The organism is Rhizobium sp. NZLR8, assembly GCF_019685025.1.
Classification (GTDB): Bacteria; Pseudomonadota; Alphaproteobacteria; order Rhizobiales; family Rhizobiaceae; genus Rhizobium.
Map to the genome: position 1 here is coordinate 160,871 of NZ_JABDVY010000012.1, position 19,085 is coordinate 179,955.

Annotated in this window: 16 protein-coding genes; 11 read left to right on the forward strand and 5 right to left on the reverse strand. The window is 61.7% G+C overall.

The window, feature by feature from the left end:
* Positions 1–24 precede the first annotated feature (24 nt).
* Positions 25–801, reverse strand: coding sequence for a metallophosphoesterase family protein (locus tag HJB89_RS24090; protein ID WP_207581569.1), 777 nt, complete (start codon positions 799–801; stop codon positions 25–27).
* A 262-nt stretch (positions 802–1,063) separates the two neighbouring features.
* Between HJB89_RS24090 and HJB89_RS24095 the strand changes: the two genes are divergently transcribed.
* Complete coding sequence (locus HJB89_RS24095) at positions 1,064–2,188, forward strand: monooxygenase (RefSeq protein WP_207581570.1); 1,125 nt, start codon at positions 1,064–1,066, stop codon at positions 2,186–2,188.
* Position 2,189: 1 nt separating this feature from the next.
* Here the strand turns inward: HJB89_RS24095 and HJB89_RS24100 are convergent, their stop codons facing one another.
* Both HJB89_RS24100 and HJB89_RS24105 read right to left on the reverse strand, forming a co-directional pair.
* Complete coding sequence (locus tag HJB89_RS24100; protein WP_207581571.1) at positions 2,190–2,654, reverse strand: Rrf2 family transcriptional regulator; 465 nt, start codon at positions 2,652–2,654, stop codon at positions 2,190–2,192.
* Between the two features lie 174 nt (positions 2,655–2,828).
* The gene (locus tag HJB89_RS24105) at positions 2,829–3,617 is read right to left on the reverse strand and encodes an SDR family NAD(P)-dependent oxidoreductase (RefSeq protein ID WP_207581572.1); all 789 of its coding nucleotides are present in this window, start codon (positions 3,615–3,617) and stop codon (positions 2,829–2,831) included.
* Positions 3,618–3,760: 143 nt separating this feature from the next.
* Between HJB89_RS24105 and HJB89_RS24110 the strand changes: the two genes are divergently transcribed.
* A complete protein-coding gene (locus tag HJB89_RS24110) occupies positions 3,761–4,531 on the forward strand; it encodes a TIM barrel protein (RefSeq protein ID WP_207581573.1) in 771 nt (256 codons plus the stop codon).
* Here HJB89_RS24110 and HJB89_RS24115 read toward each other — a convergent pair.
* The gene (locus HJB89_RS24115) at positions 4,528–5,547 is read right to left on the reverse strand and encodes a LacI family DNA-binding transcriptional regulator (protein ID WP_207581574.1); all 1,020 of its coding nucleotides are present in this window, start codon (positions 5,545–5,547) and stop codon (positions 4,528–4,530) included. The two genes, HJB89_RS24110 and HJB89_RS24115, sit on opposite strands and share 4 nt — an antisense overlap.
* Before the next feature lie 167 nt (positions 5,548–5,714).
* On the opposite strand from HJB89_RS24115, the gene HJB89_RS24120 reads away from it, so the two are divergent.
* The 8 genes from HJB89_RS24120 to HJB89_RS24155 all read left to right on the forward strand — a co-directional run bounded on the left by HJB89_RS24120 (position 5,715) and on the right by HJB89_RS24155 (position 17,850).
* A complete protein-coding gene (locus HJB89_RS24120) occupies positions 5,715–7,640 on the forward strand; it encodes an ABC transporter substrate-binding protein (protein ID WP_221150603.1) in 1,926 nt (641 codons plus the stop codon).
* A gap of 188 nt (positions 7,641–7,828) precedes the next feature.
* A complete protein-coding gene (locus HJB89_RS24125; RefSeq protein WP_207581576.1) occupies positions 7,829–9,937 on the forward strand; it encodes a family 10 glycosylhydrolase in 2,109 nt (702 codons plus the stop codon).
* Positions 9,938–10,038: 101 nt separating this feature from the next.
* Positions 10,039–11,025: an ABC transporter permease gene (locus tag HJB89_RS24130; protein WP_170278817.1), complete on the forward strand. Its 987-nt coding sequence runs from the start codon at positions 10,039–10,041 to the stop codon at positions 11,023–11,025.
* A 10-nt stretch (positions 11,026–11,035) separates the two neighbouring features.
* Positions 11,036–12,226 (forward strand): ABC transporter permease, encoded by a 1,191-nt coding sequence (locus HJB89_RS24135; protein WP_221150604.1) that lies wholly within the window; start codon positions 11,036–11,038, stop codon positions 12,224–12,226.
* A 10-nt stretch (positions 12,227–12,236) separates the two neighbouring features.
* Positions 12,237–13,961: an ABC transporter ATP-binding protein gene (locus HJB89_RS24140; protein WP_221150605.1), complete on the forward strand. Its 1,725-nt coding sequence runs from the start codon at positions 12,237–12,239 to the stop codon at positions 13,959–13,961.
* Between the two features lie 10 nt (positions 13,962–13,971).
* The gene (gene otnI, locus HJB89_RS24145; RefSeq protein ID WP_221132302.1) at positions 13,972–14,766 is read left to right on the forward strand and encodes a 2-oxo-tetronate isomerase; all 795 of its coding nucleotides are present in this window, start codon (positions 13,972–13,974) and stop codon (positions 14,764–14,766) included.
* The gene (locus HJB89_RS24150; protein ID WP_207581580.1) at positions 14,763–15,638 is read left to right on the forward strand and encodes a 2-hydroxy-3-oxopropionate reductase; all 876 of its coding nucleotides are present in this window, start codon (positions 14,763–14,765) and stop codon (positions 15,636–15,638) included. Before otnI ends, HJB89_RS24150 begins: the two co-directional genes overlap by 4 nt.
* 109 nt (positions 15,639–15,747) lie before the next feature.
* Positions 15,748–17,850, forward strand: coding sequence for a beta-galactosidase (locus HJB89_RS24155; protein ID WP_221150606.1), 2,103 nt, complete (start codon positions 15,748–15,750; stop codon positions 17,848–17,850).
* A gap of 3 nt (positions 17,851–17,853) precedes the next feature.
* Here the strand turns inward: HJB89_RS24155 and HJB89_RS24160 are convergent, their stop codons facing one another.
* The gene (locus tag HJB89_RS24160) at positions 17,854–18,396 is read right to left on the reverse strand and encodes a hypothetical protein (protein WP_221150607.1); all 543 of its coding nucleotides are present in this window, start codon (positions 18,394–18,396) and stop codon (positions 17,854–17,856) included.
* 174 nt (positions 18,397–18,570) lie between these two features.
* On the opposite strand from HJB89_RS24160, the gene HJB89_RS24165 reads away from it, so the two are divergent.
* Entirely contained in the window at positions 18,571–19,044 is a 474-nt protein-coding gene (locus tag HJB89_RS24165; protein WP_207581583.1) for a cupin domain-containing protein, read from the forward strand.
* The last annotated feature ends 41 nt before the right edge of the window (positions 19,045–19,085 follow it).

The window sequence follows — 19,085 nt, forward strand, 5'->3', positions numbered from 1 at the left end:
ACAGGCGGCTGATAAGGCGAGAAATCAGGTTGAAAACAGATGCACCTCGCCCTGCCACAGGCGGGCGACGGTGAGCTTGCCGCTGCGATAGGCGCGCGTATCGAGATTGAGCCGTTTCGACCGTATGTCGGGCTCGTCATTCGGCGTATGGCCGTGAACGACGAGCTTCGGCAACGGCACCCGGCTTTCGAGAAAACGCTGACGGATGATGACCAGATCCTCATCCGTCTGCTCGCCCAGCGACAGCTTCGGATTGATGCCGGCATGCACGAAAATTACGCTTGGAGTCTCCAGCATGACAGGCATCGCCCGCATGAAATCGATATGCGTGTGTGGCAGCGACTGGCGGATAAAGGCATCGAGCTTTGCGCCGGAGGGAAAGACTAGCGGCAGATGCTCCGGATCGAGTCCATAAGATTTGAGCGACTCTGCCGAACCCATCCCCATCCACTCGTCATAGGAGATCCAGCCATCGATGTAGTCGAGCATGGCAATTTCGTGATTGCCGGTAAGGCAGATGCGATCGAAATCATCAGGCGGCGGCTCCATGAGATGCGTGATGACCCGGGCCGAATCCGGCCCACGGTCGATATAGTCGCCAAGCGTGACGATCAGCTTGCGACCCGGCAATCGAGCGGCATCGCGCAGGATCGCCTCTTCTGCTTTCACAAGCAGATCGTACCGCCCATGGATGTCGCCGATCGCATAGGTTGGGATAGCGGCAATATCCAGCCTCAGACGCGGTCTCGGCTGGCGTGCCATTTTCGAAACCTCGCCGTTGCGAGCAAGAGTGTCGCCCATCATGTTTCTCGATCAAGGAAGCCCCACTTCACCGTAAATAGAGTGGAGCACAAGGCAATCAAGCTGGTAAGAAAATTCAAAGCCTTCGGGTTTTGTAGAAAAACCGGCCTTATCATTCGTGGGCCAATCCTTCACTCCTGTATCTCTCGCATCGGCCCGAAAATCGGAGCGATTTTCGGAAGACACGATACGCGGAGTCAACGTGTTGCAGCGTCCGTTGCGCGTCTGAAAAGACGCGCGGCGCTGTAGGAAAGAGTGACCGATGGGAACGGTATCGCAGTTTCAGGATAAAGTGAGGCCTCCCGCACATCGCATCGAAAGTGAAGAGGAGGCGATATCCACGGCCCGCAGCCTCGCCGCCGCATTCCGGCATCGGGCGAGCGAACGCGATATCAACCGCGTGCTGCCCTTTGCTGAACTCGATGCGCTGTCGGTCTCGGGACTGACGGCGATCACCGTTCCGCCCGACTATCAGGGGCTCGACGTGTCGAACGCGCTGCTCGCCGAAATCGTTGCAATCATTGCCGAGGCCGATGCCTCGATCGGCGAGGCGCTGCAAAACCATTATTGCGTCCTGGAAACACTCCGCACCCATGCCGGCGAGGATTTGAAGGTATCGCTGTTTACCCGTGCGCTGCTCGGCGACCGCTTTGCGGGCGCCGGCCTCACCGAAGGGGCCGAGCTTACCGCCGAAGGTCCAGGCTACCGCCTGAGCGGGCGAACTCGGCAGACGCCCGGCATTCTATTCGCCGACTGGATCGCGGCTGCCGCCACCGCGCCGCCCAGCCGCCCAGTGACACTCTACCTCGCATGCGATGCGGTAGGCCTGCAGGTGATCGACGATTGGGACGGTTTTGGCCAACGCACCAATGGCTCGGGAACGGCGATCATAGGCAGGCTACACGTCAATGCCGATGCGATAGCGCCTTCCCCCTCCTCCGGAAATCCGACCGGCATCTCGCTCGGCCTGCTGCTCAAGGCCAGCGTCAGCCTCGGCATCGCGCGGGCCGCATGGACCGACCTCACGACCGCGATTGACGATTGCACCGCCGTCCTTGCGCAGCTCGGCGAACGCGCCGTCCGCATCGAAGCGACGGCGGCAGCCTTGGAACGGGCTGGCCGCAAACTCGATATTGCCCAGGTCAACCCTGTGGAGGCCGCGATGGCGGACGCGCATTTCTCTGCCTCGGCGGCCGCGATCCTTGCAGGGGAAACGGCAATCGACACCGCAAACGCGCTGTTCGAACTTGTAGGGGAAACATCCGCCGGCATCGGGCTCAATCTCGACCGGCATTGGCGCAATGCCCGCATTCACGCTCTATCGCTGCCACGGGACAAGCTGGTGCGTTCCGCAGGCGAATATAGGTCGAAGCCCGGCGACGCCTAATTCAGCTGGCAGCGGAGACCGGGAATTGTTCCTCGGGGCCTTCGATGCCGCCGCCATCGGCGACGAATTGCTCGAGGCTCATATTGTCGAGAATGGCGGCGATCGCGTCACGAACATCGGTCATCGAGCGCCGCACCTGACAGGTTTCCGGATCGGCGCAGTCGTCGCAGGCCTCGTAAGCCGTACGGCTGGCACAGCGAATCGGCGCCAGCGGCCCATCGAGCGTGCGGATGACATGGCCGATGCGGATTTCGGAAGCCGGCCGCGACAGGGAATAGCCGCCGCCCGGCCCCTTCTTCGACCGCAGGATGCCGACATTGCGCAGTTCGAGCAGGATCGTATCGAGGAATTTCTTCGGGATATTATTGCGGCTTGCGATGTCATTGATGAAGGCGGTCTCACCCGGCGCCAGCCGCGCCAGATCCACCAGCGCCTTAAGCCCGTATTTGCCCTTTTTCGTCAGCATCGTCTTTGCCCTGTAGAAAACGCAGTATTTATCCTGCCAATAGCAGGCAAATAGCGTCAAAAGCGTGAACATACAACAAAATAGCTATTATTTATAGCTTATATCGGCAACGTCCACAGGCCCGCCCGGCAGTCTTGAGAAGAACCGACTTGCCGAGCCATTGACAGCCTTTGGTCAGATCGTCTTCAGCATGCCGCCATCGACGAAATAGGTGGAGCCGATGCAATAGCTCGCGCGTTCCGAACTCAGGAAGACGAAGACGTTTGCCAGTTCCTCGGGAGTGCCGAACCGTTTGGAGGCGGCGTGTTCGTTGGCGACACCCTGCAGATAGCCCTCCCAGTTCCCGCCGGTTTCGGCCGTCAACTGCTTGGCGGTCTTGATCCAGTCGGGCGTCAGGATCAGGCCGGCATTGACGCAGTTGACGCGGATATTGTCCTTGATGAGCTCAGTCGAAAGCGTCTTCGAAAACATCATCAGTGCCGACTTGCTGACATTGTAGATCGGCTCGTACCAGAGCGGCTGGACAGCGCAGATCGAGGCATTGTGCAGGATCACACCGCCACCGCGTTCCTTCATCTGCGGCGCAATTCCGCGCGCCAGCCGCACGGCGGCCATCACATGCAGGTCCCAATAGGTCTGCCACTTTTCGTCGGGCGCCTCCATCACCGTCTCGTTCGAACCGGTGCCGGCATTGTTGATGAGGATATCGGCGCCGCCTTTTTCGGCCGCCGCTGCAATGATCGCCTCGGTTCCCGCAACCGTCGCGACATCGGCGACAATAGCGGCGGCGCTGACGCCATACTTCTCGGCGATCCGGGCGGCTTCCGCCTCGAGCCGTTCGCCGCCACGGGCCGCCAGCACCAGATTGGAGCCCTCAGCCGCCAGCCCCTCGGCGATCGCCAACCCAATCCCGACAGAGGCGCCGGTTATGACGGCGGTCTTTCCCTTAAGTCCGAGATCCATATTTTCCTCCGCGCAAGCGGCCGGCGGTTCCGGCCTGATGTGCCGAGTGTTCCGTCAATGAAACCGGGCGTCAAGCACCCAAACGCCTCTTGCGGCAGTCACCGATCTGTCGCAGCCTGCATCCACACATAAGAGGAGTTTTCATGCGACGTTATTCAGCCTGTATAGAGTGGCTGTTTGCCGAAGAAGGCGACCGCTTTCCCGATCGCATCGGCCGCGCTCGTGCCAGCGGCCTGACGGCGATCGAATTCTGGCGCTGGACCGACAAGGATCTGGATGCGATCGAGGCGGCGCTGAAGGAAAGCGGCCTTGCCGTCACCAGCCTCGTTGCCGAACCGATGATCGCGCTGACCGATGCCGCCAACCGGCAGGCCTGGCTGAAAGGTCTTGCCGAATCCGTCGCCGTGGCAAAACGTCTCGGCGCGCCGGTCCTGATTGCCCAGGCGGGCAACGATCTTCCAAACGTGCCCCGCGAGGAGCAGCGCCGGGCGCTCACCGAAACGCTGAAAGCCGGCGCCGATATTCTTGCCGGCAGCGGTGTGCGCCTCGGCGTCGAGCCGCTCAACATCCGCATCGATCATGTCGGCTATTTCCTCCATTCGACCCGCGAGGGCCTCGACATCATCGATGACGTCGCCCGCCCGGAGATCGGCATCGTCTACGACATCTACCATTCCGCCGTGATGGACGAGCGCACAGAAGAGGTGCTGAAGGGCCGTCTCGACCGCGTCATCCACGTCCATGTCGCCGATCATCCCGGCCGCAACGAACCGGGCTCCGGCGGCATCGACCTTGCCCACCGCCTCGGCTGGATTTTCGCCAACGGCTACGACGGTTCGGTCGGCCTGGAGTACCGACCGACCAGGCCCGGTGCGGACGCAGTCAGAGCTGCGATCGCCTCGCTCGGCGGTTAAGCTTGAGCGACGTCAGCGCTCGGCGCCACCTTGCATGGGCCGGCCGAGCGGCGCTCGACGATGCGGGAGGCAATCATGACACGCCGCGCCGGCATACCGGGCAGGCGTGGATTCTCGATGCGTTCGAGCAGGAGCCGCAGGCCGACCGCCCCGCATTCCTGCCCTTCCATCCTCACCGTCGTCAGCGCAGGCGAAATCTGCGTCGCCGGCGAAAAATCGCCGAAACCGACGACCGAAATATCATCGGGAATGCGATATCCTTGGCCGAGAAGCTCGGAAACCACGGTCAGCGCCAAGCCGTCATGTGCGCAGAAAAAGGCCGTCGGCCGGATATCTTTTTCTGCCAACGCCCGGAAGGCTGCGCCGAAGCCGGCTTGTTCGTCGAAATGCATAACATGCAGCGCAACATTGCCATAACGTTCTGCGATCTCCCGGGCGCCGTAGTAACGCTCCTGGCGCCCCCTGAACCCCGGCGTGCCATAGACATAGACGATGGAACGGTGTCCAAGATCTACCAGATATTGGATCACCGCCTGCCCCGCCTCGTGGTCCGTTCCGGTCACTTGGTCGGCCTGTTCCAGCGGATCGACCCAGCCGAAACGCACGATCGGAACGCCCGTCGCACTCACCGCCACCATTGCCTCGCGGTCGTGAGGCCCAACGATGATCAGCCCGTCGCAAGCGCGCGCAAGTTCCTCCAACTGTCCGGCATTGTGCGTCCAACGCACGCGCAACGTCATGCCGAGCCGGTGCGCCTCGCGCTGCACCCCGTTCTGCACCTGCATATAGAGCTCGCTATTGACCGCATCGAGATCATGAAAGACGACTGCGACTTCACCAGCGCCCCCCTGTCCCGCGGGCCTGGTATAACCGAGACGCTGTGCCGTCTCGCGAATCAGCGTGCGCGTTTCCTCGCTGACACCACTCTTGCCGGCAAGCGAGCGTGACACGGCATATTTCGAGAGGCCGACCTCCCGCGCGATCGTCTGCAACGTAACCCGGCCCCTACTTCCCACCTGACACCTCGCTCTTCGACTGATCGGCGCTATCGCGCTCGCAAGCCAAAATATTGCACTAACAGAACATAACGCTTTACCTAACAATATCCAAATGTAATCTTTCCTACATCCCAAGCCCGACGGCAAAATTAAGAACAAGGGCGCGGTTTTCGGAGGAGACCCCTATGATCAAGCTGAAACGTCGTGCGTTTCTGGCCGGGACGTCGGCCGCACTCATATTGCCGGCGCTGCCGGTTTTCGCCGCCGACTTCAAGGAAGCGGATATTCTGAAAGCGAAAGTTTCAAGCGGCGCCCTGCCGGCCCTCAAGGACCGGCTTCCAGAAAATCCGCTCGTCGTCAAGCCGGTCGAGAGCGTCGGCAAACACGGCGGCGACTGGAACATGGCACTGGTCGGCGGCGGCTCGCTGTCGATGCTGTTCCGCTACCAGGCCTATGAGCCGCTGCTGCGCTATACGCCCGATTGGTCCGGCGTGACGCTGAATGTTGCAGAGTCCTTCGAGGGCGACGCCGACTCCAAGATCTACACGATCCGCCTGCGCAAGGGCATGAAATGGTCTGACGGCCATCCCTACACCACTGAGGACATCAAGTTCTGGTACGACACTGTCTTCACCGACAAGCGTGTCGCCTTCGTCGGCCAGGATCACTGGAAGTCTGGCGGCAAGCCGGCCAAGCTCGAAATCGTCGACGAACAGACCTTCAAGGTCACTTTCGACAGGCCGAACGGCCTGTTCCCGCTGCAGGTCGCCTGGGCGAACAGCGACCAGACGACGCGCACGCCGAAGCACTATCTCGAGCAATTCCACATCGACTACAATCCGAAGGCCGATGAGCTCGCCAAGCAGCGCGGCTTCGAAAGCTGGATCGCCTCCTTCCAGGCGGCCGCCGGTTTCCAGGACGACAATGCCTTCTTCCTGAACTCCTCGAAGAAGCCCTGCGTCCACGCCTGGATGTTCACCGTAGCACCCGGCGAAAACACCGAGCGCGCCGTCGCCGAACGCAATCCCTACTATTGGAAGGTCGATACCGAAGGCAACCAGCTGCCCTACATGGACCGCATCGTCTACCAGATGGTCGCCGACCCGCAGGTTCTGCTGCTGAAGGCCATGCAGGGCGAAGTCGACCTAATGGATCAGTATATCGCCACTCCGAACAACAAGTCGGTGCTCTACGATGCGCGTGAGCAGGGCGGCTATGATTTCTACACGTTGACCTCGACCGAAGCCAATGTGATGAATTTCATCTTCAACCTGAACCACAATGACGAGACCAAGCGGAAACTCTTCCAGAACAAGGATTTCCGTGCGGCACTCTCCACCGCACTCGACCGGCAGGCGCTGATCGATGCCGTGCTCGTCGGCCAGGGTACGCCCGCCCAGCCCTCGATCAAGAAGGAAGATCCGCTCTACAACGAGCAGCTCGCCACGCAATTCACGGCCTATGACGTCGACAAGGCGAATGCCATGCTCGACCAGCTCGTGCCGAAGCGCGACGACCAGAACTTCCGCCTCGATGAGAAGGGTCGCCGCCTCACGATCATCTTCGAGATCGACCAGGCCCGAGCCGTCTTCCTCGATCTCTTCCAACTGGTCATCCCGATGTTCCAGGCGGTCGGCATCGATGCGCAGATGCGCTCGATGGACCGGTCGCTCTGGGAAACCCGCGTCCGCCAGGGCCGCGATTTCGATGCGACGGCGCACCAGTTCGGCGCCAATGGCGGCGTCGCCGCCATGCTGGACCCGCGCTACTACGTGCCGACCGATGCCAATGCCATGTACGCACCGGCCTGGCAGCTCTGGTACCGCGACCGCGGCAACGCCAATGCCGAGGAGCCGCCGGAAGGCACGAAGAGCCAGCTTGCTCTTTATGACAAGCTGAAAGCGACCTCCGACGCTGCCGGCCAGCACGAGATCATGAAGCAGCTCCTTCAGGGTGCCGCCGACAACTTCTATGTCTTCGGCATCTCGCTGCCGCCGGATGGCTACGGCATCGTCAAGAACAACATGAAGAACATCACGAAGACCATGCCGAACTCCTTCGGCTGGCCGACGCCCGCTCCGACGATGCCGGAGCAGTTCTACAAGGTCTGATGGCCTTTTCCAATGATGCATGTCAGGCGCCGGCTTCACCGGCCGGCGCCAGCGCATAGCCCCGAAAATCGGAATCGATTTTCGGAAAGGATTATACGCAAATTCAAAGTGTCAGAGCGTCACTAACGCGTCCTTTTCGACGCGCGCCGCTCTAAGGCCCTTCTTTTGCCAATGATTGGATGAAGACGATGCTCGACGCCAGGAAACAGAACACCGATACGTTGAGGACGCCGGAGTGGTTCAAGACCGCGACCCGCTGGACCCAGCTGACCTTCGTGGAGGATGACCCGGAAAAATATGACCCGGCCTTCTGGATCGATGTCTTCAAGCGCACCAAATCGAATGCGGTCTGTCTCAGCGCCGGCGGCTATATCGCCTATTATCCGAGCGATGTGCCCTACCACTATGTGAGCAAATATCTCGGCGACAAGGATATCTTCGGCGCGCTCGTCGACGCCGCCCGCAAGCTCGACATGCATGTCATGGCCCGCGTCGACCCGCATGCGATCCACGACGACGCAGCCAAGGCCCATCCGGAATGGGTGATGATCAATGCCGACGGCACGCCGCGCCGCCACTGGGCCTATCCCGATGTCTGGGTGACCAATGCCTATGGCGATTATAACACCGTTTTCATGCCGGAAGTGGTCAAGGAGATCGTCCGCAAATACGATATCGACGCGATCTTCGCCAATCGCTGGCAGGGCCACGGCGTCGATTACAGCGAAGACAGCGCTCGCCGCTTCAAGGACATGTCTGGCCATCACCTGCCGAAGAAGCCCGATGCCGAGGATCCGGCCTGGCAGGCCTGGGTGCAGTGGCGCCGCCGTGTGCTGACGGACATGATCGCCCAGTGGGACGATGCCGTGAAGGCGATCCGCCCGCATGCGAGCTTCATCCCGAACATGGGCGGCGCTTCGCTAATGGAGTTCGACCTCTCGGTCATCGCCAGGCATTGCCCCTTCCTCGTCGTCGACCATCAGGGCCGCAAGGGCCTTGAACTCGGCTGGTCGGCCGGGCGCAACGGCAAGCGCATCCGCGCCACCTTCCCCGACCGCCCGGTCGTGCTGATCACCTCGATCGGCCCGGAGGAGGAATATCGCTGGAAGGACGCCGTCACCTCGGGTGAGGAGATGCAGCTCTGGATCAATGACGGCACGGCCCACGGCCTCTACGCCTGGTTCACCAAGTTCAACGGCGTCGTGCCCGACAAGCGCTGGGTCGAGCCTGTGGCCGACGCCTTCGGTCTGCAGGCAGCCGTCGAGCCGGTACTGGAAAGCATGAAGCCGACCGCAGAAATCGCCGTCGTCGATCCCTCGACGACGCTGCGTCACTGGGCGCCGGAAGAGCGGCACTTTGCCGAGAAGCACGATCTCGGTCTCTATCACGCCCTCGTCGAAGCCCGCCTGCCCTTCGAACTGCTTTCGGATCAGGTGCTGACCGAGGACAACCTCGACCGTTTCAAGCTGATCATTCTCGCCAATGCCTCCTGCCTCTCGGATGTGCAAAACGCGGCGATCCGCGCCTATGTCGATCGCGGCGGCAGCGTCATCGCTTCCTATGAGACATCGCTGCGGGACGAGTTCGGCAAGAAACGTCCGGACTTCGGCCTTGCCGACGTGCTCGGTGCAAAATTCATCGCCGGCCCGCGCGGCATCGTCAAGAATACCTATATCGCCCTTTCCGGCGATCATCCGATCAACCAGGGTTATGAAGACGCCGAGCGCATCATGGGCGGCACCCGCCTCATCCACGCCGAGCCGTATGCCGATGCGAAGACACCCTTCCTCTACGTTCCCGATTTCCCGGATCTGCCGATGGAAGAGGTCTATCCGCGTGAGGACCCGAAAGGAGCGGCCGTCATCGCCCGCGAAACCGGCAAGGGCGGACGCACAGTCTATATCCCCTGGAATATCGGCGAGATCTTCTGGGAAGTCTTTGCTGTCGACCACGCCCGCCTGCTTGCCAATGCCGTCCACTGGGCGCTCGGCAAGACGCCGCGCATCACCGTCAAGGGCAAGGGCGTCGTCGATCTGGCGCTTCGAGAAAACGATCATGGCCTAGCACTTAGCCTCTTCAACCTCACCAACCCGATGATGATGAAAGGTCCGATCCGCGAGAATTACCCTCTGGCTACACAGACCGTTTCGGTGGAGATTCCAGAGGGCCGATCGATGGCGAAGGCGTGGCTTGTCGTTGCCGACCGCGCCGCAAGCTTCACCCTCGGGAATGGCCGCGCACAGGTGGAGGTGCCGAGCATTGATCGGCTGGAGGTGCTGCACCTCACCTGGAAATGAGGTGATACGCGAGGAGCGCTTTTGGCCTGGAGGGGCCGAAAGCGGATGGAGATCCGGGGGAAGCACCTCACGGTGTTCCCGACGGGAGGAGAAACATTCCGATGCTTGGCTATATCTTCAAGCGCGTGCTCTACATGATCCCGACCTTGTTCGGCATGTCGCTGATCTCGTTCCTGATCATCCAGCTGCCGCCGGGTGACTACCTGACCTCGATGATCGCCACCATGAGCGACAGCGGCCAGACCGTCGATCCCGCGCAGATCGAGCGCCTCAAGGAAATTTATGGCTTCGACGACCCCTTCTATGTCCAATACCTGAAATGGATCTGGGGCATCGTCAGCCGCGGCGACTTCGGCTACTCCTTCGAATGGGGCCAGCCGGTCTCCGGCCTGATCTGGGCCCGCATGGGCTCGACGCTGGTGATCTCGCTCTTGAGCTTGCTCTTCGTCTGGATCGTCGCTTTGCCGATCGGCATCTATTCCGCCGTCCGCCGCCACTCCGTCGGCGATCACGTCTTCACGTTCCTCGGCTTCATCGGCCTGGCGGTGCCGAACTTCATCCTCGCGCTGACGCTGATGTACATCGCCTATAAATATCTCGGCCAGAGCGTCGGCGGGCTGATCTCGCCGGAATATGCCGAAGCGCCGTGGAGCCTTGCCAAGGTCGGCGACTTCCTCGCCCATCTCTGGATCCCGATTATCATCATCGGCGCATCGGGAACGGCGGCGATGATCCGCATCCTGCGCGCCAACCTGACGGATGAACTGCACAAGCCTTATGTGGTCACCGCCCGCGCCAAGGGCTTGCCGGAGTACAAGGTCATCCTCAAATATCCTGTCAGAATCGCGCTCAATCCCTTCGTCTCGGCAATTGGCTGGGTATTGCCGCACCTCGTCTCCGGCGTCACCATCACCGCCATCGTGCTGAACCTGCCGACCGCCGGCCCGCTGCTTTTTCGCGCGCTGATCTCACAGGATATGTATCTCGCCGGCAGCTTCATCCTGCTTTTGAGCGCCCTCACCCTCGTCGGCATGCTGCTGTCGGATCTGCTGCTGGCGCTGCTCGATCCGCGCATCCGGTTCAATTGAGGGGAATGCGATGAGCACGCACGAAACCTTCGGAACCCATGCAGGCCCGCTCCATGCCGTCGCCGACGGTCCCTCGATCAGCCCGCTGAAACAGGGCAAGACCGTCTCGACCGCCGTGATTGGCCCCTGGCGGCTGGTCGCGGGCAAGCTGGTCCGCCAAAAGGTGGCGATGGTAGCCGGCGCAATCATTCTCTTCCTCTATCTGGTCGGCCTCTTCGCCGAATTTCTGGCGCCCGCCTTACCGACGACCTCGCGGCCGCAATACACCTATGCCCCACCGCAGGGCTTCAGCTTCTTCGTCGAAAAACCGGACGGCAGCTCGGAATTCAATTTCCACGTGAAGGGCTACAAGGTCGAGATCGACAAGGTGGCGCTGCGCCGCACCTTCGTCGTCGACGACACCAAGGTGGTGCCGATCGGCTTCTTCGTCAAAGGCGCCGCCTATGATCTCTGGGGCTTGATCCCGATGAACAGGCACCTGATCGGCCCTCTCAACCAGAACGACCCGATGTATCTGCTCGGCGCCGACCGTCTCGGCCGCGACGTCTTCTCGCGCCTCGTCTACGGCACCCGAGTCTCTATGTCGATCGGCCTCGTCGGCGTCGCCATGTCGCTGATCCTGGGTGTCGTACTCGGTTCGATCTCGGGCTTCTACGGCGGCTGGGTGGATACCCTGATGCAGCGGCTCATCGAGGTCGTCAGCGCCATGCCGACCATCCCGCTCTGGCTGGGTCTGGCGGCGGCGATCCCGCTGACATGGTCGCCGGTCAACGTCTATTTCGTCATAACGATCATCGTCTCCTTGCTCGGCTGGACCAGCCTCGCCCGCGAGGTGCGCGGCCGGTTTCTTGCGCTACGCAGCGAGGATTTCGTCGTTGCCGCCAGACTCGACGGATCGAGCGAAGCGCGGCTGATCTTCCGCCACATCCTGCCGTCGCTGACGAGCCACATCCTCGCGGTCGTCACCCTTGCCGTGCCGACCATGATCGTCGCCGAGACGTCGCTCTCCTTCCTCGGCATCGGCTTGAAGCCGCCGGTCGTCAGCTGGGGCGTGCTGTTGCAGGACGCGCAGAACATTCGCACGGTCGCCACCGCGCCATGGCTGCTGATCTGGCCGTCGCTCGCGGTCGTCGTCGCCGTGCTGTCCTTCAATTTCTTCGGCGACGGCCTTCGCGATGCCGCCGACCCCTATGAGAGCTGAGGAGGAAATCGTGACCGATCTTTCCGAAGACGTCGTTCTCTCCGTCGAAAACCTCTCGATCGATTTCAGGCTGCGCACCCACATCCTGCACGCGGTCGAAAATGTCAGTTTCGAGCTGAAACGCGGCCAAACGCTCTGCCTCGTCGGCGAAAGCGGCTCCGGCAAGAGCGTCACCGCCCGCTCGCTGCTGCAGATCGTCGACAGCCCCGGCAGCATCGTTTCCGGCCGCATCCTGCTGCGCAACGGCGACGAGGTCACCGGGGGTAACGGGGTCACCGATATCGCCGCCCTGAAGCCGTCGGATCGGGCGATGCGCGCCATCCGCGGCCGCCGCATCGGCCTGATCTTCCAGGAGCCGATGAGCTCGCTGTCGCCGGTCCATACCATCGGTTCGCAGATCATCGAGGCCGTGCGCCTGCACAGCGATCTCGACAAGCGCGCCGCCCGCGAAAGAACCGTCGAACTGCTGCGCCAGGTCGAAATCCCCGATCCCGACAGGATGGCGGACCGCTACACCTTCGAATTTTCCGGCGGCATGCGCCAGCGCGCTATGATCGCCATGGCGCTTGCCGGCAATCCCGATATTCTCATCGCCGACGAACCGACCACGGCGCTCGATGTCACCACCCAGGCCGAAATCCTCGACCTGATCAAGCGCCTGCAGGTCGAACGCGGCATGGCCATGCTGCTCATCACCCACGATATGGGCATCGTCGCCGAAGTGGCCGACGACGTCGCCGTCATGCGCTTCGGCCGCATCGTCGAACGGGGTCCGGTCGACGCGATCTATCACGCCGCCGAGCATCCCTATACCCGCCAGCTGCTCGCCTCAACGGTGAAACTCACCCACCATGTCGAAGACAAGCTGCCATCCGTGGCGCCGTCGCCGCAGGCGCCGAAGCCGATCCTTTCCGTCCGCAACCTCGGCAAGATTTACGGCTGGCAGGGCCAGGCCAACACGCTACGCGCGGTCGACGACGCCAGTTTCGATCTTTATCCGGGCGAAAACCTCGGCATCGTCGGCGAAAGCGGCTCCGGCAAAACGACGTTGGGCCGGCTCATCCTGCGCACCATCGAGCCAACATCGGGCAGCATCAGCTATCGCAACCGGGAGGGCCGTGAGATCGACGTCACCAAGCTGACGAAACGCGAGCTGCGCACCTTCCACCGCGAAGTCCGCCTCGTCTTCCAGGATCCGTTCGCCTCGCTCAATCCGCGCATGACCGTCAAGGAGGTGATCGGCGATCCCCTCATCGTCAACGGCCTCGCCAAGGGCAAGGCGCTGGAGGACCGCGTCGCCGAGCTGATGCGGCTCGTCGGCCTCGATCCGATGGGCATGGAGCGTTACCCCCATGCCTTCTCCGGCGGCCAGCGCCAGCGTATCGGCATCGCCCGCGCGCTTGCGCTCGATCCGCGCATCATCATCGCCGACGAGGCGACCTCTGCGCTCGACGTCTCGATCCGCAGCCAGATTCTCGATCTGCTGCTCGATATCCGCCAGCGGCTGAACCTGAGCTTCATCTTCATCTCGCACGACATTTCAGTCGTGCGTTATTTCTGCGATCGGGTCGCCGTCATGCATCGCGGCAAAATCGTCGAACTCGGCGAGGCCGAGCAGATCTGCACCGCTCCCAAGGAGGCCTATACCAAGAGCCTCATATCAGCCGTTCCCAATCCTGACCCCCGCGACAAGCGCATGCTGCATCGGCATCGTTTCGTCGCGCCCGGCATCTAAGGACTGTCCAGTGCCGAAATTCTCCGCCAACCTTTCCTTCCTCTATCAGGACCTACCGTTCCTCGATCGTTTCGCCGCTGCCGCACGGGACGGTTTCGGCGCGTTCGAATATCTCGGCCCCTATGCCGAGCCGAAGGAGAAGGTCGCCGAGACGCTGAAGGCAAGTGGCCTGAAACAGGCGCTCTTCAACGTGCCATCAGGAGACTGGGCCGGCGGTGAGCGCGGCATTGCCTGCCTGCCGGATCGCGTGCAGGAATTCCGCGATGGTGTGACCCAGGCGCTCGATTATGCCAAGGTGCTCAATTGCCGGCAGGTCAACGTCATCTCCGGCCTGGTGCCAAAGGGTGCGGACCTCGAAACGCTGGAAACGGTGCTGGTCGACAATCTGAAATATGCAGCAAAGCGCGCCGCCGATGCCGGCGTCAGGCTGCTGATCGAGCCGATCAACCTGCGCGATATTCCGGGTTTCTTCCTGTCGAGCACCGCCCATGTCGAACGCATCCTCGACAGGGTCGGCTCCGACAATCTCTATATCCAGTATGATTTCTACCACATGCAGATCATGCAGGGCGATCTGATGCCGACCTTCACAAGGCTGCAGGAGAAGATCGCCCATGTGCAGATCGCCGACAATCCCGGCCGCAACGAACCCGGCACCGGCGAGATCAATTACCGCTTCATCCTCTCTGAACTCGACCGCCTTGGCTACGACGGCTGGGTCGGCTGTGAATACAAGCCGAAATCAGGCACCAGCGAGGGCCTCGGCTGGATGAAACCCTACCGGAAGCAAGCGAGAACAGCATGAATATAGGATTCATCGGACTGGGCGTCATGGGTCGCCCGATGGCGGAACACCTGATCGATTCCGGCCACACGCTGCATCTCCACCGTGTCAAGGAGGTCTCGCAGCATCTCGTCGACAAGGGCGGCAAGGCGGCGTTAGGCGCCAAGGCTGTGGCCGAAGCCTCGGACATCATCGTCCTGATGCTGCCGGATACGCCTGACGTCGAGACGGTTCTCTTCAGCGAGAACGGCGTCGCCTCGGGCTTGTCCGAGGGCAAGCTTGTCATCGACATGAGCTCGATCTCGCCGGTGGCGACGAAGAGCTTCGCCAAGCGCGTCGAGGCCCTCGGCTGCGATTATCTCGATGCTCCGGTTTCCGGCGGCGAAGTTGGCGCCAAGGCCGCCTCGCTGACGATCATGGTCGGTGGCAAGGAGCAGGCTTTCGAGCGCGCCAGACCGCTCTTCGAAAAGATGGGCAAGAACATCACCCATGTCGGCGGCAGTGGCGACGGCCAGACCGCCAAGGTCGCCAACCAGATCATCGTCGGGCTGACGATCGAAGCGGTTGCCGAAGCGCTGCTGTTTGCCAGGAAGGCCGGCGCCGACCCGGCCAAGGTGCGCGCCGCACTGATGGGCGGCTTTGCCGCCTCGCGCATCCTCGAGGTGCATGGAGAGCGCATGGTCAAGGAGACCTTCGAGCCCGGCTTCCGCATCCGCCTGCATCGCAAGGACATGACACTTGCCGTCGATGCAGCCCGCGCGCTCGATCTGTCGCTGCCGAACACCGCCGCGACGCAGCAACTGATGAATGCCGCCATCGCCATTGGCGACGGCGAACGCGACCATTCCGCCCTCATCCGCACGCTCGAACTCCTCGCCGGAGGGCCGCGCTAGAAGAAACGCTTTTTAAAATAGCCGGACGACATCCTCGATTGCCTATTGCCGGAGCCTCTTCTCCGGACGGCGAAGCCATGTCCGGACATCGATAGAAAAGGACAAGACAATGCTCAATAAAGATATCCAACTGCCCTACGGCGCCGTCTATTTTCGCAAATCAAATCCGCCCCGCGACGATTGGGAGCGCGACTACGCGACCGCTGGGCAAGACGGCCTCAACATCTTCCGCCACTGGTTCATGTGGGGCGCGATCGAGACAGCACCCGGCGTTTACGACTGGGAAGAATATGACCGCCAGTTGGACCTTGCCGCCGCAAACGGCATCAAGACAGTCATCGCCGAACTGATCCATGCCGTGCCCGACTGGGCCGTTCGCAAATACGCCCATGCGCTGCAGGTCAATGCCGACGGCAACAAGCTCGGTTCCTATATGGGCGTCTCGGCGGCGACCGGCGGCTTCTCCAATAATGGCGGCGGTGCCGGCGCCCTGACGCTGAACTGCCCGGAGGTCAAGGAAGCTGCGGGCAAGTTCCTGACCGCGCTCGCCACCCGCTACAAGGATCACCCGGCAATCTATGGCTACGACGTCTGGAACGAGTGCAACTATTCCGCCGATGTCGATTACAGCAGCTACGCCAAATCAGCCTTCCGGAAGTGGCTGGAGAAGAAATACGGGAGCCTGAAGGCCCTGGCGACAGCCTGGCACCGCTACAGCTACGCCGAATGGGAGGATATCGAGCCGCCGGTCCACATGGCGCCCTATCCCGAATGCATCGACTGGCTGCAGTTCAAGCGCGACAACTTCTACGACCAGATGCAGTGGCGCATCGACACACTCCGCGCCATCGATCTGAAGAACACCATCGTTGCCCATGGCATATCGGGCGCAATTCCCAACATGGCGGCCAACGGCTGCGACGACTGGCTCGCCGCTTCCAAGGTCGAAGTCTACGGCTTCACCTGGATCCAGGCGCGCAAGGGCTCGGAAGCCTGGAAGAACTGGTACGGCGTCGATATCAACCGCGCCGCCGCCCGCGGCAAGCCTTTCTGGCATGCCGAGCGCCAGGGCGGCCCGCTTTGGCTGCAGCCGCAGGTGATCGGCCGCGACAAGGAGGATGGCCGTGTCGCCGAGCCCGAGGATATCCGCCTCTGGAGCATGACCTCGCTTGCCGGCGGCGCCCGCGGCGTCCTAAACCTTCGCTGGCGCCCGCTGCTTGACGGCCCCCTTTTCGGCGCCTTCGGCTCCTACGGCATGGACGGCTCGCGCACGCCGCGCTCCGACATGGCGAGCGCCATGGCAAAGTGGGCAAACGACACGGCGCAAGGTCCCCTCTGGGAGGCAAAGCCGGTGCGCGGCGAGGTCGGCATCCTGTTTATCCGCGAAACGCAGGAGTTCGATTACCTCCTGAACCACGATCGTAAGGAAAAGCCCTACCCCGAAGCCATGTGGGGCGCCTATCGCGCCTTCCTCGAACAGGGCGCGCAACCGGACTGGGTGCATATCGACGATATCGACCCCTATGATTTCCTCTATTTCCCCTACCCGATCATGTTCACATCAGAACAGGCAAAACGCCTGAAAGCCTGGGTCGAAAACGGCGGCACACTGATTGCCGAAGCATGCCCCGGCTATTTCGGCGATCGTGGCCATGTCGGCACCGTGCAGCCGAACATGGGCCTCGACGAGGTCTTCGGTGCGCGCGAGGAAGAAGTCGAATTCATGCCCGATATCGGCGACCGCATCCATTTCGATCTCGACGGCGCAGCTGTCGACGGCGGCGGTTTCCTGCAGTCCTACCGGCTGGCGGGCGGCGCGGCACGTGGGCATTTCACCGACGGCCGTCTTGCCGTCGTCGAAAATACCTTTGGCAACGGCCGCACGCTGCTAATTGGCACCAATCCCTCCGTCGCCTATTACCGCACGCTGGGAAAGGCGAACGGGGCTTTCTTCGCCGAACTAATAACATGGAGCGGCAAGAAGCGGCATGCGACGCTTTCGAATGGCGCGCTCTTCCCGCGTATTCACGTCGGGGAGAAAGGCAGCTTTCTCTGGCTCGTCAACCCGACGAGAACTGCACAGAAAACAGAGGTGACGCTTGCCCGCGGAATGTTGGCGCGAGGCCAACCCGTCTGGCCGATCGACCATATGGACAATGGCGGCATCGAGGTGCCGGCGCGCGATGTGCTGATCCTGCCGCTCGATCGTTGAGTTTCAGGATGCCGGTGAATCGGCGCTTTCGGCAAAGGCTTCAAGCTCGGGGTCGAAATCGACCTCGACGACATTGTTGAAGACGGCGGTAGCCAGCATGATGCCGGCGAAAGCGACGAGATCGACCAGCGCCCGCGTCTCGTAGCGCTCTTTCAGCTTCGCCCAGAGTTCGGCGGGAACGGCATTGGAATCGGCGACGGTCGCCTTGCCGAAGGCCTCGAGCAGCGCTTCCTCCTCGGAAAGTTCGAGCGCGTCGGGATTGAAACCTTTGTTGATCAAAGCCCGGCGAAAGAAGGTGACGGCGATCTTCGATTTCGCCGCCTTCGAGATTGCATGCGAGAAGATCCAGATCGCCCGGTCGCCGATAGCAGGATCGAGTTCTGCCCGTAGCGTGAACCATTCGGCATAGATGCGATGGGCGGCCGGCGAATGCAGCAGCGTGCGCTTCATGTTGGTCATGCGTCCGCGCAGCCTGACTTCCTCGTCATGCGCCGCACGAACCTCTTGCGAAGCAGTGTCGTAGTCGATCTGTGGGAGGTGGCTCATCGGGTCCGCTCTTTCGTTTTGCGCAGACGTTATCGATGCACCGGCATAGTGTGCAACCCAACTTCGTTCAGCTTTTCGTTTCGATCAGATATTCCGGCCCGCGTGACCGGCAAATCCACTTGGCCCTCGCGCCGCCTCCGCCTAGATTGATCTCATCGAAGGTGGAGGCAAGGCATGAGCGACGATCACGAGCATCATCACGTCGACTGGCGGGAACATGGCGTCAAGGTCATTCCCGGCAATTCGCTCGATCCGAACACCGCGCAGACGCCGGGCATGAACCGCGCCGCCGCGATCAACAATGCGCGTGCCGGGGCCGAGAAAATCTGGGCCGGCACGGTGACGATCCATGCCAACGCCAAGACCGGCGCCCATCATCACGGTGACCTCGAAAGCATCATCTACGTGGTCAAGGGCAAAGCCCGCATGCGCTGGGGCGAGCATCTGGAATATACCGCCGAGGCCGGTCCCGGCGACTTCATCTATGTTCCCCCCTATGTGCCGCACCAGGAGATCAACGCCAGCCGCGACGAGACGCTGGAATGCGTGCTCGTCCGTTCAGGCCAGGAGCCGGTCGTCGTCAATCTCGACATCGAGCCGATCGAGAAACCGGAAGACGTGCCCTGGATCGACCCGATCCATCGCTGATGCATGCCGCCACGCCCGCTGGAAAGAAAGCAACCTCGGCG

What these genes read in the sequence shown, in the direction of transcription:
- HJB89_RS24130 (WP_170278817.1), top strand. Translation starts at nt 10,039, where the DNA reads ATGCTTGGCTATATCTTCAAGCGCGTGCTCTACATGATCCCGACCTTG.
- HJB89_RS24105 (WP_207581572.1), bottom strand. Translation starts at nt 3,617, where the DNA reads ATGGATCTCGGACTTAAGGGAAAGACCGCCGTCATAACCGGCGCCTCT.
- HJB89_RS24110 (WP_207581573.1), top strand. Translation starts at nt 3,761, where the DNA reads ATGCGACGTTATTCAGCCTGTATAGAGTGGCTGTTTGCCGAAGAAGGC.
- HJB89_RS24100 (WP_207581571.1), bottom strand. Translation starts at nt 2,654, where the DNA reads ATGCTGACGAAAAAGGGCAAATACGGGCTTAAGGCGCTGGTGGATCTG.
- HJB89_RS24095 (WP_207581570.1), top strand. Translation starts at nt 1,064, where the DNA reads ATGGGAACGGTATCGCAGTTTCAGGATAAAGTGAGGCCTCCCGCACAT.
- HJB89_RS24150 (WP_207581580.1), top strand. Translation starts at nt 14,763, where the DNA reads ATGAATATAGGATTCATCGGACTGGGCGTCATGGGTCGCCCGATGGCG.
- HJB89_RS24120 (WP_221150603.1), top strand. Translation starts at nt 5,715, where the DNA reads ATGATCAAGCTGAAACGTCGTGCGTTTCTGGCCGGGACGTCGGCCGCA.
- HJB89_RS24155 (WP_221150606.1), top strand. Translation starts at nt 15,748, where the DNA reads ATGCTCAATAAAGATATCCAACTGCCCTACGGCGCCGTCTATTTTCGC.
- HJB89_RS24125 (WP_207581576.1), top strand. Translation starts at nt 7,829, where the DNA reads ATGCTCGACGCCAGGAAACAGAACACCGATACGTTGAGGACGCCGGAG.
- HJB89_RS24165 (WP_207581583.1), top strand. Translation starts at nt 18,571, where the DNA reads ATGAGCGACGATCACGAGCATCATCACGTCGACTGGCGGGAACATGGC.
- HJB89_RS24135 (WP_221150604.1), top strand. Translation starts at nt 11,036, where the DNA reads ATGAGCACGCACGAAACCTTCGGAACCCATGCAGGCCCGCTCCATGCC.
- HJB89_RS24090 (WP_207581569.1), bottom strand. Translation starts at nt 801, where the DNA reads ATGGGCGACACTCTTGCTCGCAACGGCGAGGTTTCGAAAATGGCACGC.
- HJB89_RS24160 (WP_221150607.1), bottom strand. Translation starts at nt 18,396, where the DNA reads ATGAGCCACCTCCCACAGATCGACTACGACACTGCTTCGCAAGAGGTT.